The following is a 16,965-nucleotide window of genomic DNA, read 5'->3' as shown; positions in this document are numbered from 1 at the left end:
GCCACCCTCAACCGGGGTTACGCCATTGCCGAGGACGACAGCGGCAGAATCCTGAGAAACGCCGTACAGCGCGCCCCCGGAGACGCAGTCCACGTGCGGCTCGGAGAGGGTACTCTGGACTGCCGTGTCGAGAACGTGAATACAGGTGATGAAAACGCTTGACGTGACTCCCCACAGCACCGATACTGCATTTGCTGCACACGTTAAGCGGCTCTTGTAAGTGAAAGCATTACGACGACCTGCATCAGGACTCCTCGTTCGTTCCTCACCGAAAGGCCTTCAAGCGTCCCAGCTCAAAGCATCCACAATACGGTGGGTGTGAAAGAAAATCGTGTTTTTTAAGGAAAGTGCATCATGTCTGATCTCAATACTGGTCGCGTCAAGTGGTTCAACGAAGCAAAAGGCTTCGGTTTCATTGCTCGCGAAAACGGCTCTGACGTATTCGTACATTACAGTGCGATCAACGGAACCGGTTTCCGGACGCTGACCGAGGGGCAGGAAGTCCAGTTCGCTATTACGCAGGGCCCGAAAGGTCCGCAGGCGGAAAACGTAACCGCCGTGTAAAGCGACCGCAGGTCGAAAAGCCCGGCTCATTGAGCCGGGCTTTTTTTTGTTGTAAAAATCATATTCCACCCTGTACCGACCCCTTTCCTCCCCCTGTTATACTCTGCCCGACAATCGACCAAATAGCCTGAGACGATTGCATTCATAATCATAATCACAATCCCGTCCGCCGGCGTATAACGCCAACCACAGAATCCGCCGGCTATCAGAACGGAGTTCAGCAGCCTGAAGGTTCCTTTGAAGGGAAACAGGTTCTGGACCATGCTGTTGAACGGGAATACCAAGGGGAGAAGTCCATGAAGACGGTTGTCAGTATCAGCCTGGGGCCCGCCAGGCTCGATTATGACCTTGAGACCGAGTTTCTTGGTCAGACCATACGCGTCATCCGGATCGGCACCGATGGCAGCGTCGATCGCGCCGAAACCGCCATTCGTGAGTGGGAGCCGAAAGCCGACGTGGTCGGGCTGGGCATGGTGCAGGACCATTACCAGGTCGGCACCCATACCATTACTCACGAAGACACCAAACGGCTGCAGGAGGCCGTTCAGTCAGTACCCGTAACCACCGGGGCAACGCTGCGCAGCATCCTCCAGGACTGGGCCGTGCGCCACACCCAGCTGGAGCTGGAGGAATGCTTCAATAACGCCAAGGTGCTGTTCCTGAACGGTCAGGCCAACTACCGCCCGGCCCGTGTATTCAGCGAATACACCGAGAACCTGTTCTTCGCCGACCCGGTGACCCAGCTCGGCGTACCCAAGATGCTCACCTCGCTGAGCCAGCTTGAGAGTTACGCCGCCGGCACCGGCCCCATCCAGTCATGGCACATCGGCGACACCGTTGGCCGGCTGCCGGTTGCCAAGAATGTGACTGACTACGTGCTGCGTAAGGGTGCCCAGAACGCCGACGTCATCGCGGCCCGCTACAACGAGCTGGAGGCCATGGGCCTGGAAGAGCTTGCCGGCAAGACCGTGCTTACCGCCTCCGTCTCCGATGAACGCCTCAAGGAGCTGGGGGATCGTGGCGTCAACGTCGTCATCGACTACACCCCCCAGATCTTCAATGAGACCGTGGGCGTGAACGTTGTCGAGGCGATGATCCTGGCCGCGCTCGAGCGTTCGCCGGCCGAGATCACCCATGACGACTACCTGGAAATCATTACCAATGAGGGCATTGAGCCGCGCATTCTGTATCCCTCCGGGTACAAGCGCATCAGCCGCTTCGCCTTCGTGATCCACCCACTGTCACAGCAGTATTTTCGCAACGCCAAACCGCTGGACACGGTGGCAAACTACGCGCCCAAGGCCTTCATGAACACGGTGGAAAAGGTGATGGCCTACTCACCACCCTTCGTCTATTCACGGGTGACGGGGATCAAATCCCCCACCGGCGCAGAGGCCGAGGGCTGGCTGATCACCGTGGGGGGCACGCCCAAGGAGATCATGGCGCACAGTCCGGAATTCACCTACCGACGCCTGCTGGCAGCGGCGCGGCTGGCCAAGCGCCTGGGCGCCCAGATCATGGGTCTCGGAGCCTTCACCAAGGTCGTCGGCGATGCTGGCCTGACTGTCTCCAAGCGCTCACCACTGCCGATCACCACCGGCAACAGCTACAGCGCCTCCGGCGCCCTCTGGGCCGCACACGAAGCGCTCAAGAAGCTGGGGCTGGTGGAGATTGGCGAGAACAACAAGGCCAAGGCGAAGGCCATGGTCGTTGGCGCCACCGGCTCCATCGGTGCGGTCTGCGCGCGCCTGCTGGCGAAGGCCGTGGACGAGGTCTACATCGTGGCCCGCGAGTCCGCCCGGCTTCTGGCGCTCAAGGAATCCATCATGAAGGAGACACCAGAGGCCAAGATCCACGTCACGTCCAACCCCAACAAGTACCTACGGGACATGGACATGATCGTGACCTCTACATCGGGGGCTGGCAAGCGCATCCTCGATATTATGGAGGTTAAGCCGGGCTGCGTGATCACCGACGTGGCACGGCCACTGGATATCCCGCCGGAGGACGTGGCCAAGCGCCCGGACGTGCTGGTGATCGAGTCCGGTGAGGTCGAGTTGCCTGGCGATGTGAAGATGAAGAACATTGGTCTGCCGCCCAAAGTGGCCTATGCCTGCCTGGCGGAAACCATTGTTCTGGCGCTCGAAGGGCGCTACGAGACCTTTACCGTGGGTCGCGAGATCGAGTGGGAAAAGGTCCGCGAGATCTACAAGCTGGGGCTCAAGCACGGCATGAAACTGGCCTCCATCTCCGGGGTCAACGGCGTGTACACGGACGAGGATTTCGACCGGGTACGCACCCTTGCCATGGAGAAACGCGGCATCAAGCCGGCCGAGTCCGGCAGCAAGGGCGGGAAGAAGAAGGCGGCAGCCTCCTGACAACGGCCCTTTCAGAAGAAAACCGCGGCTCCGGCCGCGGTTTTTTTATGGCCGGTTCAGGAGGACCGGAAGCTCGCCAGGCACTCACCACAGATACGGGCCCCGGCGCCATTGCTCACCATGGCGCCGACTTCGGCCTGAGGGCGCCCGCAGAATGAGCACTGCCCATCCGCCTGCGTCCGGTGAACCTGTTCGTCATCCCGCAACCCCAGCCGGCGCGCAATGGCATCCATCTTGTCGTCATCGAGCTGGCTCGCGAGCGATTCAATCTCGCGGTCCAGCTCCTGGTCATCATCACTCATGGTTACGGTTCCCGGTTGGATGTTGGCAGACGGCCCTCACGCGCCAGCCGGCGCTGGACCCAGCGGTGATAGAGCGCCGACACAAGGCGCTTGATCGGCCCCAGAGACAGCAGCCAGGCCAATGGCTTCAGAACCGGAACCCGCCCCATCAGCAGGATATAGGCTGCCATCTCGCTGTGGATGCGCCCATCCGCATCCTCGACATGGAGCTCCTGCAGGGCCTGATCCGGATCGATCCCCCGTTCACGCAGGGATGCCTCCTGGCCAGTGATGTCGAACCAGACCACACTCCGGCCCGCTTTTCCGGCCAGGCGTTCATAGACCTGCCGGTCCCGGATACAGGCCGGGCAGGAGCCATCGTAGTAAACCACTAACCGGCGCTTCTGGCCGCCCATGATGACCTCCCGCCATGGTGTTGTCAGCCCAGAGGGACAGCGCTACTCTCTGGGAACTTTCAACCATCATAACGAACAGGGAACGGGGAAGCCCATCATGGGAGAAGCAAAGAACCGCCAGAAGACCGGAAAACCCAGCCCGCTGAGCCGCAAACGCCGCCGCCAGCGCCTGATTGGTGGCAGCCTGTTCGCCGCGGCCCTGCTCGCCGTGATCGGTGGCGTGTTCTGGCTGACCAGTCCCTCGCTTTCCGGGCCCACCGCGCTGCCCACAGCCGAAGACCAGCCACCGTTCCCGGCCGAACGGGACCGCCTCGGTGTGCGCATCGGTGATCCCGACGCGCCAGTGGTCGTGCGCGAATTCGCGGATTACCAGTGCCCGGCCTGCGCTGACTTCGCGGCCAACCATGACCGGCTGATGGAGGAGTACGTGGAGCCCGGCAAGGTCCGCTTTGTATTCTTCGACCTGCCTCTGCGTCAGCACCAGAATGCCGTTCCAGCGGCCAAAGCGGCGCGCTGCGCCGAGGACCAGGATGCCTGGAAGCCGATGCACGACCGTCTGTTCGAGCGCCAGAATGACTGGAGCAGCGCGGACAATCCGCAGCGCCTGTTCAGCGACTACGCCGCGTCTCTCGGGCTGGAAAGGCGGGCTTTCGAACGCTGTATGGGGCTGGATCGGGTTGAGCGTGAAATCCGGGAGAGCCGCAACCTGGCACGGGACCTGAGAGTCACCAGCACCCCTACGGTGATGGTGGACAATATCCCCCTGAGGCGCGCCAACTGGGCCCAGCTGGAAGCCGTTATAGAGCGCGAGCTGAACGCCGCTCAGTGAGCCTCCGGCAGGCTCGCAGGCGTCAGTTTCCCGGCGTTGTCACAGGTCGCCCTGCCACCGGCGCGTGAAAGCCGGATGCTGTCGCCTTCGCTGATGCCCAGCGCCGCCGGCAGCCCCTGGTTCACCTCCAACGCCATCCAGTGATCCACCCCTGCCGGATAGCTGGGACACCCGGAACCGGACGCCTCCAGACACGGAGCCATATCCTGCACGGAACGCACCACGCCCTGGCCGTCCAGGAACAGGATGGTCAGTGGAATGCGTGTCCGGTGCATCCAGAAGCTGTTGTCCGGCCCCTGCTGGCGGGGATAGACAAACAGCATACCGGCACGCCGCGACAGCGCTTTCCGCCCACTCAAACCCTTCTGCCGGGCGGAGGGCGTAACGGCAAGTTCCGCCTCCAACGGAATCAGGCGCTCATCAGCAGGCAGGCAGAGGGTAATGGAGCCTCCAGGGGCCTCCCCGGTAACGCTGCCGCAGCCAGCAATCAAGGCCATGACAATGGGCACCAGCACGCGCACCGTCATCGTTTCCCCCTGAAACGGAAATACACGAACAGACGTCCGTGATTATCCCTGTCCTTGTCCAGGCGATGGTAACGCTGCTTGATGTCCTTGCGATCCAGGAAGCGCAGGACGCGCTTCTTGAGCTGACCACTGCCCTTGCCGGGGATGATCTCGACGGTCGGAACGCGCTTGCGCTCCGCCTCGTCGATGATGTCCTCCAGCGCCTGCTCGATCCGATCCCCCTTATTGAAAATGGGATGCAGATCGAGCGTCAGCTTGGCCATGGCATCACTCCCCGGTGATGACGGAAAGCAGACCAGTGGCGTTAAGGAAGATGAACAGCACCGCCGCGGGCGCAACAATGCGGGTCACCCACAACCACAGGAGGAAGAGGTTGTGGTGGTTGTGGGTATCGAGTTCCGCGGCCACTGTCGTGGTGCGCATCTTCCATCCCACAAACAGCGCTACAAAGAGCCCGCCCAGCGGCAGCAGGATATTGCTGGAGATGAACTCGATGGTATTGAAGATGGTCATGCCCGGCAGCAGATGAAAGCCGGACCAGGCATTCATGGAAAGGCCGCAGGCAGCGCCAAGCAACCAGATCAGGGCGGAGATGATGGCCGCCGCCTTGACCCGGCCTCCGCCGAAGGATTCGGAGAGGTAGGCAACAGCGGGCTCAAGCAGCGACATGCCGGAGGTGATCGCCGCCACCGACAACAGCGCGAAGAAGACAACACCAAGCAGCGCACCGAAGGTGATCTCACCGAAGACGATCGGCAGGGTCTGGAACACCAGCCCCGGGCCCTCGCCTGGCTCAAGGCCAACCGTGAACACGATCGGAAAGATCGCGAAGCCGGCCAGCAGCGCCGTCAGGGTGTCCATGCCCACGATCCATCCAGTGCTGACCGGAATGGAGTTCTCCTGCGGCAGATAGGCCCCGTAGACCATGATCGCGCCCATACCCAGGCTCAGCGTGAAGAACGCCTGCCCCAGGGCCGCCAGCACGGTGTCTCCGTCCAGAGCACTGAAATCCGGTGTGGCAAGGAAGGTCATGGCATCACCAAAGCCTTCCGTGGTCACGCCGTAGACCACCAGCCCCACCAGCAGGATAAAGAGCAGGGGCATCAGCAGCGTCACCGCCCGCTGCAGGCCCTTCTTGACGCCTGAAGCCACGATGCCGAACACAATCAGCATAAAGAGCGTGTGCCACCCAAGTACGGCGGAAGGGCTGCTTACAAGCCCATTGAACATCCCTTCGGCGGAATCCGAGGTCATGCCGGCAAAACCACCGATCAGGGCCTCATAACCGTAATAGAGGGACCAACCCCCAACGACGCTATAAAAAGACAGGATCAGGAAACCGGCGATCACGCCCATCCAGCCGACCAGGGCCCATTTCTGGTTGAGCCCTTCCTCCCGGGCAATCAGCCGCAGGCTGTTGATGGGGCTGCGCCGGCCCTTGCGACCAATGGTGACCTCACCAATGATGATCGGCAGGCCAACCAGCAGGATGCAGGCGAGATACAGTATGACGAAGGCGGACCCGCCGTTTTCGCCCACCAGATAAGGGAAACGCCACAGATTGCCCAGGCCCACGGCGGAACCGGTGGCAGCAAGGATGAAAATCAGACCACTGGACCACTCACCGTGGACCGAGCTTCGCTTCTCATTCATGGTTGAGCCCTTCCCGCTTCTTCTGTTGTTTCTGAAACCTTTGTGTAACCGCGAAACCCTAGCCGCTATTAATCACCGGATCAATACTGAGGCGGCTCAGACCGGCGTAAACCAGGGCCCTGCCGCCACAAAATGCGGGTTGTACACACTTTCCTTGCCATAGAGCAGCGGCTCCCCCTCAAAGGTCAGGACGCAACCACCGGCCGCCTCCAGCACCGCCTGGGCGGCACCGGTATCCCATTCACAGGTCGGCCCCACCCGCGGGTAGATATCCGCCTCGCCCTCGGCAATCCGGCAGAACTTCAGCGACGACCCGGCCTGCACCAGACAATGCGGCCCCAGACTCTCAATGAACGCCTCCGTCTCCGCGTTCATATGGTTCTTGCTCGCCACCACCCGCTTCTCATCCGGCGGCTCAGCCACCTGAAGGCGCACCGTCTCGCCATCCTTGCGGCGGAATGCCCCGCTGGACCGCGTCCCCCAGTACTCAATACCCAGGGCTGGCACCGTCACCACACCCAACACGGGAACCCCGTTCTCGATCAGCGCAATGTTCACCGTGAACTCACCGCTCTGCTTGATGAAATCCTTGGTGCCGTCGATCGGGTCCACCAGCCAGAACCGGTCCCAGTCACGGCGCTGCTCCCAGGCCACCTCTTCCTCTTCGGACAGGATCGGCAGCTTCGGCGACAGTGACCGAAGGCCCTCGACGATCCGGTGATGGGACGCCATATCCGCCTCCGTCAGCGGGCTGTCATCCTGCTTCTGCGTCACCTCATAGTCCTGGCGATAGAACGCCATGATCTTCTCACCAGCATCCGCCGCAATGGCCAGAACCTCGGGAACAAGCGCGTCGTAATCCATGCAGACAATCCGTAACGGGTGGCTTTAATGGGCGGAATTGTGGCGCCAGCGCCGGGCTGAGTCCAGTCACCCACGATTTTTGGCGGCAGTTTCGTTATAATGGTTGACCAATCGTTAACCGTACCGGCCTGATCCGCGCTGGATCGGAAAGGGTCCGGCAGCCTCTGACGGGAAGCTCTGGAGCCATGGATGGCGGAAGAGCAGCCTACATGGGTTTGCGCGATTAAGCGCAAACGGGTTTACACGGATGTAAACCCAGGACTTTTCAGTGAAGCAGGACTGCGCAACTGAAAAGTACTCGTGGCGATTCCCGTCAGAGGCTGCCGGACCCTTTCCTGGCTGCCACCTTTACAGGCTGGTACCTGACCAGGGGACCGGACACCGCCATGAGTGATCGCCAGAAACCCCGCAGCGGCGAAAAATTCCGCAGCGAACACGGCATCGCCGCCATCAAGGACGGCCAGAAAGCCTCCCGCGCCCAGGAAGTCGAACGCACCCGCAAGCCCTCCTGGCTGCGTGCGCGTATGCCCGGCGGCGAGCGCTTCGAGCAGGTCAAGCGCAACGTCCACGAGCACCGCCTCAGCACCGTCTGTGAGGAATCACACTGTCCCAACATGGGCGAATGCTGGAACAACGGCACCGCCACCATCATGGTCATGGGCTCTGTGTGTACCCGGGCCTGCCGCTTCTGCGCCGTCGACACCGGCAACCCCAAGGGCTGGCTGGATCAGGACGAACCCGAGAACACCGCCCACTCCGTGGAAATGATGGGCCTGCGCTACATCGTGCTCACCTCCGTCGACCGGGACGACCTGGACGACTTCGGCGCCGGCCACTACGCCGACTGCGTGCGCGCCATCAAGCGCCGCACCCCGCACGTGGCCGTGGAAGCCCTGACCCCGGACTTCGACAACATCAACGAGCACGTTGAGACCGTTGTGGACTCCGGACTGGAAGTCTTCGCGCAGAACGTGGAAACCGTGGAGCGGCTGACTGAGCGCGTCCGTGACCCGCGCGCCGGTTATAAGAAGACACTGGACGTGCTCGAGCATGCCAAGAAGCACAACCCGAAGGTCATCACCAAGACCAGCCTGATGCTGGGCCTGGGCGAGACCGAGGAAGAGATCCTGGAAACCATGGACGATCTGCGCGCCATCGGCGTGGATATCGTTACCTTCGGCCAGTACCTCCAGCCCACAAAGAACCACCTGCCCGTGGAACGCTGGGTGACTCCGGAGGAGTTCGAGTGGTATCGCGAGAAGGGCCTTGAGAAGGGCTTCCTGGAAGTGCCCTCCGGCCCCATGGTCCGCTCCAGCTACCGGGCGGACCGGGTGTTCGAACAGAACAACCTGGGGCTGTCAGAGGCACCGGAGGTCCCGGGCGCGGAGCCGGACCCGAATATCATTCCGGTCAAGACCGTCGGCTGAGGGTCTTTCGCTTGTAGGAGCGCGCTTCGCGCGCGATATTCGTTTCAGTAAGGCCCCTGGGGGGCCAATCGCGAGCAAGCTCGCTCCTGCGTTACAGGACGGCTGCGGTATCCACCGCCGTGGCGTTCACACACCGCGCAACAGACGACAGCAGCGCCTGGAGCGTTGCTGACGTCGTGTCCTCGGCCAGCGCCGCCGCGCTGTAGACCTCGCCGTTCACCTGGATCCGGATGCAGGCAAGCGCATTGGCACTGGTGCCCTCGCCCAGCGCGAACTCATCGTAGGCCTCCACGGCTACCTTCACGCCATGGCGGTGCTGCAGTGCATCCACCACGGCCTCAACCGCGCCCTGGCCGCCACCCTTGAGTTCAGTACGCTCGCCATTGCCCACCACGACCGACGCCTGGACGCCATCATCCGTGCGGTGCAGGTCGTAGGTATGCAGTGTCCAGCCCTTGGGTACCTGCAGGTAGTCCCGCTCGAACAGCTTGTGGATGGTGGATGAATCCACTTCGCCACCGGTGATCTCCGCCTCCTTCTGGACCACCTTGGCGAACTCGATCTGCAGCCAGCGCGGCAGGCTGATGCCGTAGTCGCGCTCCAGCACCATGGCCACGCCGCCCTTCCCGGACTGGCTGTTGATGCGCACCACTTCCTCGTAGCGCCGGCCGATGTCCTTGGGATCGATGGGCAGGTAGGCCACGTTCCAGATGTCGTTCTCGCCGTGCTTGGCCATGCACTTGCGGATGGCGTCCTGATGGCTGCCGGAGAAGGCCGTGAACACCAGCTCGCCCGCCCAGGGATGGCGCGGGTGTGTGGCGATCTCGGTGCAGGCCTCAACCACGTCCACGATTTCGGCCATACCGGAAAGATCCACTTCCGGATCAATGCCCTGGGAGTACAGGTTCATGCCGAAGGCCACCAGATCCATGTTGCCGGTACGCTCGCCATTGCCCAGCAGCGTGCCCTCGACCCGGTCGGCGCCGGCCATGACCGCCAGCTCCGCCGCCGCAATAGCACAGCCACGGTCGTTATGGGTGTGGACGCTCAGGCTGAAGTGATCGCGATACCTCACGTGGTCACAGAACCACTCGATCTGATCCGCGAACACGTTGGGCGTGGCCATCTCCACCGTGGCCGGCAGGTTGATGATCACCTGCTGGCCCTGGTCCGGGCGCCAGACGTCATTAACCGCATCCACCACCTCTACGGCGTAATCCACCTCGGTCGCGGAGAAGCTTTCCGGGGAATACTGGAAGATCCACTCCGTATCGGGATAGTTCTTCGCATGGCGCTGGACTTCCTTCGCACCGTCCACCGCGATCTGCTTCACGCCTTCCATATCCATCTCGAACACCTGCTCACGCTGGGCGGTGGAGGTGGAGTTGTAGACGTGAACGATCGCACTGTGTACGCCGTCCAGCGCCTCAAAGGAGCGCTTGATCAGGTCGGGCCGTGCCTGGGTCAGGATCTGGATACTGACGTCTTCGGGGATGCGATCCTCACTGATCAGCTTGCGGCAGAAATCAAAGTCGGGCTGACTGGCGGCCGGGAAGCCGATCTCGATCTGCTTGTAGCCGAGCTTCACCAACAGGTCGAACAGGCGCTGCTTCTGCGCGATGTTCATGGGCTTGACCAGTGCCTGATTGCCATCGCGCAGATCCACCGCGGAATAAGTCGGCGCCTTCTCGATGACCTTATCCGGCCAGCGCCGATCGGACTTGTTGAGCGGCTTGAAGGGCCGGTACCTGCGATGGTCAAAAGCCATGATCTGCTCCTTCTCTGCGTTGCCTGCTGTGCCTGAAATCGGATCAAGGCATCGGGGAACCCGTCCACGCGGCTTCCCGGATGCCTCTGTCTATCATCAATACTGTGGTCGAAACACCAGCGGCACAAGCGTGGGGCAAGCCCCGGGGCCTGCCCTGCCGCCGCGCCTGCGCTGCGGAGGGTGGATCACACCGTCTGCTCCGCTTTCGGGTGCTTTTGGCACCCGGTCCAGGGTGGCGTCGCGGACCGCCACCGACGGCCCCTGGTGCGGGGCCGTCTTTCCGGAAGCCTGGCCCGGCGCGGTAACGCCGGCTCACCTCCCGGGGACATGTCCAAGGTAACCAAAATACCGAGCAATGTGTTTGCGAATTTGTGGTTATTTCCGACTTTTAAGCAATATTATGCTACTATCAATCCATAAATTGGCAAATAATAGCTAACCCACGAAAAACGGCGTTATTCCATGGCAAAAACAGACTCGGAACTGGTCCGGATCGACCGCATTGATCGCCAGATCCTGGAATACCTGCAAAAAGACGGCGGCCTCACCAACCAGCAGCTGGCAGAGCGCGTTGGCCTATCCCCCTCCCCATGCTCACGCCGCGTGAAGGCACTGGAGGAGGCCGGCATCATCCTGGGCCGCAAGACCCTGCTGGAACGGCGCAAGCTCGGCCTTTCACTGACGGTCATCCTGCAGATCGGCATGGACCGCCATACCCCGGAACGCTTCCAGGAATTCGAGGACCAGGTCTCCACCTACCCGGAAGTCCAGGAACTCTACCTGATCACCGGACAGCAGGCGGACTACATCCTCAAGGTGGTGGTGCCGGACATGGAGCACTACCAGCAGTTCCTGCTCAACAAGATTACTCGCATCACCGGCGTCAGCGGCGTGCACTCCAGCTTCGTGATGCGGCGTGTGATCGACAACACGGAGCTGCCGCTGAAGTACCTCTGAAGGCGGGCTCAGGTTTGCAGTGGCTGCTCATCCGGCGGCGCCCCCTCATCACATTTCTTGCACGCGAGCGCCGTGCCGAGCATTGAATCACGCCCCTCGGGGGTGACCACCCAGGGGCGGTTGATGAATGGCGGGTCATGGCGTACGTGCTGATTGTGACCACAGGCCAGCTGCGCCACCCAGTGCCCCTCCTCATCCCGGTGATAACCCGTGATCGGCTGTCTCATGGCAGGGAATAGGTCCCGCTGACATGAGCCACCAGTTCATCACTGCCCTCGGAGAACAGCTGCACCTCGCAGAAGGCGTTGCGGCTGCCCAGTTTCAGAACCTGACCACGGGCGATCAGATCGCAGCGACCCGGCTTGCGCAGGAAGTTGATGTTCAGGTTGCTGGTGACCGCCATCTGCACTTCTCCGAGCGCCCCCAGGACCGCCGCATACATGGTGGCATCCGCCAGCGCCATCTGTACCGGGCCGGAGAGCGTGCCGCCCGGGCGCACCATACGCTCGCTGAAGGGCACACGGGCAGTGGCCGCGTGGTACTCAATGAGTTCCACGCGGAAATCAATATCCTCGGCCATCGGCACGCCGTCCCGGATCAACTGCTGCACTTCCTCGGCACTCAACTTCATGCTGTCTCTGCCTCCCGATTACTGCTGGCGTAACCGCCACCCTGTACCCTGGCCGGCGGACTTCGTAGAATAACCCCCACTTACCGAACAGTCATCTTTGCATCATCCAGACGGACTCAGCCCCTATGCGAGCAAGCCAGTACCTGATCGCCACCCTCAAGGAAACCCCGGCAGACGCTGAAATTGTCAGCCACCAGCTGATGCTTCGCGCCGGCATGATCCGCCGCCTCGCCGGTGGCCTCTACACCTGGCTGCCACTGGGCCTGCGCGTGCTGCGCAAGGTTGAGCGGATCGTGCGCGAGGAAATGGACCGGTCCGGCGCCCAGGAAGTGCTGATGCCGGCCATTCAGCCGGCCGAGCTCTGGCAGGAGAGCGGCCGCTGGGAGGAGTACGGTGACGAACTGCTGCGCCTGAAGGACCGCCACGAGCGTGACTTCTGCTACGGCCCCACACACGAGGAAGTGATCACCGACATCGCCCGTAACGAGCTCAAGAGCTACCGCGACCTGCCGGCGAACTTCTACCAGATCCAGACCAAGTTCCGGGATGAGCGCCGTCCGCGCTTTGGCGTGATGCGTTCCCGCGAATTCCTGATGAAGGACGCCTATTCCTTCCATGCCAGCTCGGAGTCACTGGACGAGACCTACCAGGTGATGGTCGACACCTACAGCGCCATCTTCCGTCGCCTGGGCCTGGACTTCCGGGCCGTGGAGGCGGACTCCGGCGCCATCGGCGGCAGCAAGTCCCAGGAGTTCCACGTGCTGGCCAGCTCCGGCGAAGACGCCATTGCCTTCAGCTCGGACAGCGACTACGCCGCCAACACCGAGCTGGCCGAAGCCCTGGCGCCGGAAGGTGAGCGCCCCACCGCCACCGAAGCCATGCAGGAAGTGGCCACCCCGGACCAGAACACCATCGAACAGGTGGCCGGCTACCTGAACACAACGCCGGACCGGGTCCTCAAGACCCTGCTGGTCCATGCCCCGAAGGATGAGGACAGCAACGAGCAGCCACTGGTGGCACTGGTACTGCGCGGTGACCATACCCTGAACGACCTCAAGGCGGAGCGGCGTGCGGACGTTGCCGAGCCGCTGACCATGGCCAGTGATGAGGAGATCCGTAAGGCGCTGGGCGTCGACGCCGGCTCCATCGGCCCTGTGGGCCTCAGGGTTCCCATGATCGTGGATCACGCCGCGGCCCATCTCGCGGATTTTGTGTGTGGCGCCAACCGTACCGGCTACCACCTGACCGGCGTGAACTGGGACCGCGATGTTGCCCTGGGCGAGGCCGCCGACCTGCGCGAGGTTGAGGAAGGCGATCCCAGCCCGGACGGCCATGGCGTACTTGGCATCCAGCGTGGCATTGAGGTAGGCCATGTGTTCAAACTGGGCCGCAAGTACAGCGAGGCCATGAACGCCACCGTTCTGGATGAAAACGGCAAGTCCGTGCACATGGACATGGGCTGCTACGGCATTGGGGTTTCCCGCCTGGTGGCGGCCGCCATCGAGCAGAACCACGACGACAGCGGCATCACCTGGCCCACCGCCATCGCCCCCTTCGAGATCGCCATTGTCACGCTCAACGGGCACAAGTCCGAGCGCGTGGCACAGGCCGCGGAGAAGCTCTATGACCAGCTGCGCCAGACCGGCTATGACGTGCTGCTGGATGACCGCAAAGAGCGCCCGGGGGTGAAGTTCGCGGACATGGAGCTGATCGGCATACCCCACAGAGTGGTCATCAGTGACCGCGGCCTGGAAGCCGGCACCCTTGAATACAAGGGCCGCACCGACGCGGACAAACAGGATGTGGCGGCGGATGACATCATCCGCTTCCTGGCGGCCAGGGTGATCGCGGACTAGACTCCGGAATATGCGCACCGCCGTCAGCATCGCTGTACTCGGGCTTGCCCTGTTGCTGGCGAGCCCGATCCATGCCGCCACCAGCCAACCGGATCCGGAACTGCGGTCCAAACTCCGCGAGGCTGTGAATGCCGCGGACAGTTTCGACGACCGCTTCGACGCCGAGGTCTGGCTTGTGGATATGTCCGGCCGCACCGAACGCTGGCTGGATAACCACGACCGCCGCCTGCGCATTCTCCGGCTGGTGCATCGGGAAGCCAGCCGACGCGGCCTTTCCCCGGAAGTCGTCCTCGCAGTGATCCAGGTGGAAAGCGGTTTCGACCGGTTCGCCATCTCCCCGGTTGGCGCCCAGGGCCTGATGCAGGTCATGCCCTTCTGGAAAAAGGAGATCGGCCGCCCCGAGGACAACCTCACCAAGGTGGAAACCAACCTGGTCTACGGCACCACCATTCTGGCGCACTACCTGGAAAAGGAAGACGGGAACCTCGCAAAGGCGCTGGCCCGCTACAACGGCAGCGTCGGCAAGGTGTGGTACCCGGAACGGGTATTTGATGCGCTGGAACAGCACTTCCACGTCAATCGCTGACCCTCGGTGAGGGCGGATTCCGGTTCAGTTCAGTTCCGTTCAGCCGATCGGGGAAGCCGGTGTGTTCCGCGGAACGTCGCCGATTTTTGCAACAGAGTGGAATTTACCCTCGCCATCGTAGTGGATCATGAACGTGCCGAAGACACCGTCATGCTCCATCCAGCGCTGAAGGATACGGGCAGGAAAGACGACGGACCGCCCGTCACGCGCCTTGACCCAGACGCGCCAGGCGGTCCCTTCATAGACCCGGAGCCAGTCATCCCGATGGATCACCACATCCACGACCACTGACTCTCCGGCCATACGTCCTCCCGCTTACTCCGCGAGTTCCAGAAGCAGACGGTTGAGGCGGGATACATAGGTGCCCGGATCCTCGATCTCCTGACCGCTGGCGAGTGTCGCCTGATCAAAGATCACCTGGGTCAGATCCGAGAACCGCTCCTCGCCCTGCTCCTTCTCAAGCCGCTGCAGCAATGGATGATCCACGTTGATCTCAAAGATGGGCTTGGAATCCGGAAGCGGCTGGCCGGCGGCTTCCATGATCTTGCGCATCTGCTGGCCCATGTCGTAATCGCCAACCACCAGGCAAGCCGGTGACTCGGTCAGGCGCTTGGTCACCTTCACTTCCTTCACCCGGTCGGACAGCACCTTCTGGATACGCTCGACCAGGTCCTTGTGCTCTTCGGAGGCCTGCTCCTGCTCCTTCTTCTCCTCTTCGGACTCGACCTCGTCCAGGTCCAGTTCGCCACGGGAGATGTCCTGCAGGTGCTTGCCCTCATACTCGCTGAGGTACCCCATCATCCATTCATCGATGCGATCCGACAGCAGCAGCACCTCAATGCCCTTCTTGCGGAAGATCTCCAGGTGCGGGCTCGCCTTGGCCGCCTGGTGGGAGTCCGATGTCAGGAAGTAGATCTTCTCCTGGCCTTCCTTCATGCGGGCCACGTAGTCATCCAGCGACACGTTCTGCGTGGGCTCGCCGGTATGGGTGGAGGCGAACCGCAGCAGCGGCGCGACCTTCTCGCGGTTGCCGAAGTCTTCCGCGGGCCCTTCCTTGAGTACCTGACCGAACTGGTCCCAGAACTGCTGATACTTCTCCGGGTCGTTGTTGGCCAGCTTCTTGAGCATGTCCAGCACCCGCTTGGTCAGCGCCGTGCGGATGCTCTCAACGGTGCTGTCGTTCTGCAGGATCTCCCGCGAGACGTTCAGCGAGAGGTCATTGCTGTCGATCACGCCGCGCACGAAGCGCAGGTACAGCGGCAGGAACTGCTCGGCGTCGTCCATGATGAAAACGCGCTGCACGTACAGCTTCAGGCCACGTGAGGCTTCCCGGTTGTAAAGGTCGAACGGCGCCCGGCCCGGAATGTAGAGCAGGCTGGTGTAGTCCAGCGAGCCTTCCACCCGGTTGTGGGACCAGGTCAGCGGGTCCTCGAAGTCATGCGCGATGTGCTTGTAGAACGCTTTGTACTCGTCCTCGGAAACCTCATTACGCGGCCGGGTCCACAGGGCCGTTGCCTCGTTGACGGTCTCCTCGGCGGGCTTGTCCTCCTGGTTCTCGTCCTCTTCACCGGTCGGCTCCGGGGGCATGCGGACCGGGAACGAAATATGATCGGAGTACTTCTTCACCAGATGGCGCAGACGGTGGCCGTCCGCGAAATCCTTCGCATCCTCACGCAGGTGCAGGACCACGGTTGTCCCCCGCAGCGCGTTTTCAACAGGCTCAATGGTGAACTGACCGTCGCCACTGGAGACCCAGTGCACGCCTTCAGAGGAGCCCGTCCCAGCCTTGCGGGTGGTCACTTCCACCTGGTCGGCAACGATGAAGGACGAATAGAAGCCCACACCAAACTGACCAATGAGCTTGGCGTCCTTCTGCTGGTCACCAGTGAGCTGGTTGAGGAAGTCCGAGGTACCGGACTTGGCGATGGTGCCCAGGTTCTCGATCACCTCGCCCCGGGTCATACCGATGCCGTTATCCCGGATGGTGATGGTGCCAGCCTCTGAATCGTAGCTCAGATGAATCGCCAGATCCGGGTCTTCCTCCAGAAGCTGATTATTGGACAGGGCCTCGAAGCGGAGCTTGTCCTCAGCGTCGGAGGCATTGGAGATCAGCTCCCGCAGGAAGACTTCCCGGTTGGAGTACAGGGAATTGATAACGATGTTGAGGAGCTGTTTGACCTCGGTCTGGAAGCCGAGGGTTTCTTTCTGTGCTTCGGCAGTCATGATGC

Annotated in this window: 18 protein-coding genes; 7 read left to right on the top strand and 11 right to left on the bottom strand. The window is 62.0% G+C overall.

Annotated elements, in window-relative coordinates:
• Positions 1-354 precede the first annotated feature (354 nt).
• Positions 355-564, top strand: coding sequence for a cold shock domain-containing protein (locus tag QZ501_RS06630; RefSeq protein WP_077530880.1), 210 nt, complete (start codon positions 355-357; stop codon positions 562-564).
• 296 nt (positions 565-860) lie between these two features.
• Complete coding sequence (locus QZ501_RS06625; RefSeq protein WP_151439064.1) at positions 861-2,942, top strand: dehydrogenase; 2,082 nt, start codon at positions 861-863, stop codon at positions 2,940-2,942.
• 56 nt (positions 2,943-2,998) lie between these two features.
• Here the strand turns inward: QZ501_RS06625 and QZ501_RS06620 are convergent, their stop codons facing one another.
• The gene (locus QZ501_RS06620; protein ID WP_095617435.1) at positions 2,999-3,244 is read right to left on the bottom strand and encodes a ClpX C4-type zinc finger protein; all 246 of its coding nucleotides are present in this window, start codon (positions 3,242-3,244) and stop codon (positions 2,999-3,001) included.
• Between the two features lie 2 nt (positions 3,245-3,246).
• Positions 3,247-3,639 carry a DUF393 domain-containing protein gene (locus QZ501_RS06615; protein ID WP_151439063.1) on the bottom strand — a complete coding sequence of 131 codons (393 nt, stop codon included), beginning with the start codon at positions 3,637-3,639 and terminating at the stop codon, positions 3,247-3,249.
• 97 nt (positions 3,640-3,736) lie between these two features.
• On the opposite strand from QZ501_RS06615, the gene QZ501_RS06610 reads away from it, so the two are divergent.
• Positions 3,737-4,468, top strand: coding sequence for a thioredoxin domain-containing protein (locus QZ501_RS06610; RefSeq protein ID WP_160898077.1), 732 nt, complete (start codon positions 3,737-3,739; stop codon positions 4,466-4,468).
• Here the strand turns inward: QZ501_RS06610 and QZ501_RS06605 are convergent.
• The 4 genes from QZ501_RS06605 to cysQ all read right to left on the bottom strand — a co-directional run bounded on the left by QZ501_RS06605 (position 4,462) and on the right by cysQ (position 7,512).
• A complete protein-coding gene (locus tag QZ501_RS06605) occupies positions 4,462-4,995 on the bottom strand; it encodes a DUF192 domain-containing protein (protein ID WP_151439061.1) in 534 nt (177 codons plus the stop codon). The genes QZ501_RS06610 and QZ501_RS06605 overlap by 7 nt on opposite strands.
• Entirely contained in the window at positions 4,992-5,258 is a 267-nt protein-coding gene (locus QZ501_RS06600; RefSeq protein WP_151439060.1) for a Smr/MutS family protein, read from the bottom strand. The genes QZ501_RS06605 and QZ501_RS06600 overlap by 4 nt, the downstream gene beginning before the upstream one ends.
• A gap of 4 nt (positions 5,259-5,262) precedes the next feature.
• Positions 5,263-6,648, bottom strand: a complete 1,386-nt coding sequence (locus QZ501_RS06595; RefSeq protein ID WP_151439059.1) for a sodium-dependent transporter — start codon at positions 6,646-6,648, stop codon at positions 5,263-5,265.
• Between the two features lie 96 nt (positions 6,649-6,744).
• Positions 6,745-7,512 (bottom strand): 3'(2'),5'-bisphosphate nucleotidase CysQ, encoded by a 768-nt coding sequence (cysQ, locus tag QZ501_RS06590; protein WP_295718179.1) that lies wholly within the window; start codon positions 7,510-7,512, stop codon positions 6,745-6,747.
• Positions 7,513-7,898: 386 nt separating this feature from the next.
• Here cysQ and lipA point away from each other — a divergent pair, with 386 nt between their 5' ends.
• The gene (gene lipA, locus QZ501_RS06585; RefSeq protein ID WP_151439057.1) at positions 7,899-8,939 is read left to right on the top strand and encodes a lipoyl synthase; all 1,041 of its coding nucleotides are present in this window, start codon (positions 7,899-7,901) and stop codon (positions 8,937-8,939) included.
• A 91-nt stretch (positions 8,940-9,030) separates the two neighbouring features.
• On the opposite strand, the gene QZ501_RS06580 is transcribed toward lipA, so the two are convergent.
• Positions 9,031-10,707 (bottom strand): 2-isopropylmalate synthase, encoded by a 1,677-nt coding sequence (locus tag QZ501_RS06580; protein WP_295718175.1) that lies wholly within the window; start codon positions 10,705-10,707, stop codon positions 9,031-9,033.
• 462 nt (positions 10,708-11,169) lie between these two features.
• Between QZ501_RS06580 and QZ501_RS06575 the strand changes: the two genes are divergently transcribed.
• Positions 11,170-11,664 carry an Lrp/AsnC family transcriptional regulator gene (locus tag QZ501_RS06575; protein WP_295718173.1) on the top strand — a complete coding sequence of 165 codons (495 nt, stop codon included), beginning with the start codon at positions 11,170-11,172 and terminating at the stop codon, positions 11,662-11,664.
• An 8-nt stretch (positions 11,665-11,672) separates the two neighbouring features.
• Here the strand turns inward: QZ501_RS06575 and QZ501_RS06570 are convergent, their stop codons facing one another.
• Together QZ501_RS06570 and QZ501_RS06565 are read right to left on the bottom strand one after the other, a co-directional pair.
• Positions 11,673-11,891 (bottom strand): DUF3565 domain-containing protein, encoded by a 219-nt coding sequence (locus tag QZ501_RS06570; protein ID WP_295718171.1) that lies wholly within the window; start codon positions 11,889-11,891, stop codon positions 11,673-11,675.
• On the bottom strand, positions 11,888-12,295 hold the full coding sequence (locus QZ501_RS06565; RefSeq protein WP_295718168.1) for a PaaI family thioesterase: 408 nt from the start codon (positions 12,293-12,295) through the stop codon (positions 11,888-11,890). The genes QZ501_RS06570 and QZ501_RS06565 overlap by 4 nt, the downstream gene beginning before the upstream one ends.
• A gap of 125 nt (positions 12,296-12,420) precedes the next feature.
• On the opposite strand from QZ501_RS06565, the gene QZ501_RS06560 reads away from it, so the two are divergent.
• Both QZ501_RS06560 and QZ501_RS06555 read left to right on the top strand, forming a co-directional pair.
• Positions 12,421-14,151: a proline--tRNA ligase gene (locus QZ501_RS06560; RefSeq protein ID WP_295718166.1), complete on the top strand. Its 1,731-nt coding sequence runs from the start codon at positions 12,421-12,423 to the stop codon at positions 14,149-14,151.
• A gap of 10 nt (positions 14,152-14,161) precedes the next feature.
• Positions 14,162-14,737: a lytic transglycosylase domain-containing protein gene (locus QZ501_RS06555; RefSeq protein ID WP_151439051.1), complete on the top strand. Its 576-nt coding sequence runs from the start codon at positions 14,162-14,164 to the stop codon at positions 14,735-14,737.
• 39 nt (positions 14,738-14,776) lie between these two features.
• Here QZ501_RS06555 and QZ501_RS06550 read toward each other — a convergent pair whose 3' ends face one another.
• Both QZ501_RS06550 and htpG read right to left on the bottom strand, forming a co-directional pair.
• Entirely contained in the window at positions 14,777-15,040 is a 264-nt protein-coding gene (locus tag QZ501_RS06550) for a DUF2835 family protein (RefSeq protein ID WP_151439050.1), read from the bottom strand.
• A 12-nt stretch (positions 15,041-15,052) separates the two neighbouring features.
• Complete coding sequence (htpG, locus tag QZ501_RS06545) at positions 15,053-16,960, bottom strand: molecular chaperone HtpG (RefSeq protein ID WP_295718162.1); 1,908 nt, start codon at positions 16,958-16,960, stop codon at positions 15,053-15,055.
• Positions 16,961-16,965 lie beyond the last annotated feature (5 nt).

It is taken from the genome of uncultured Halovibrio sp. (assembly GCF_913056445.1).
Taxonomy (GTDB): domain Bacteria; phylum Pseudomonadota; class Gammaproteobacteria; order Pseudomonadales; family Oleiphilaceae; genus Halospina; species Halospina utahensis_B.
The sequence above is the reverse complement of the archived record's forward strand: the minus strand, read 5'-3'. Positions and strand labels throughout refer to the sequence as shown.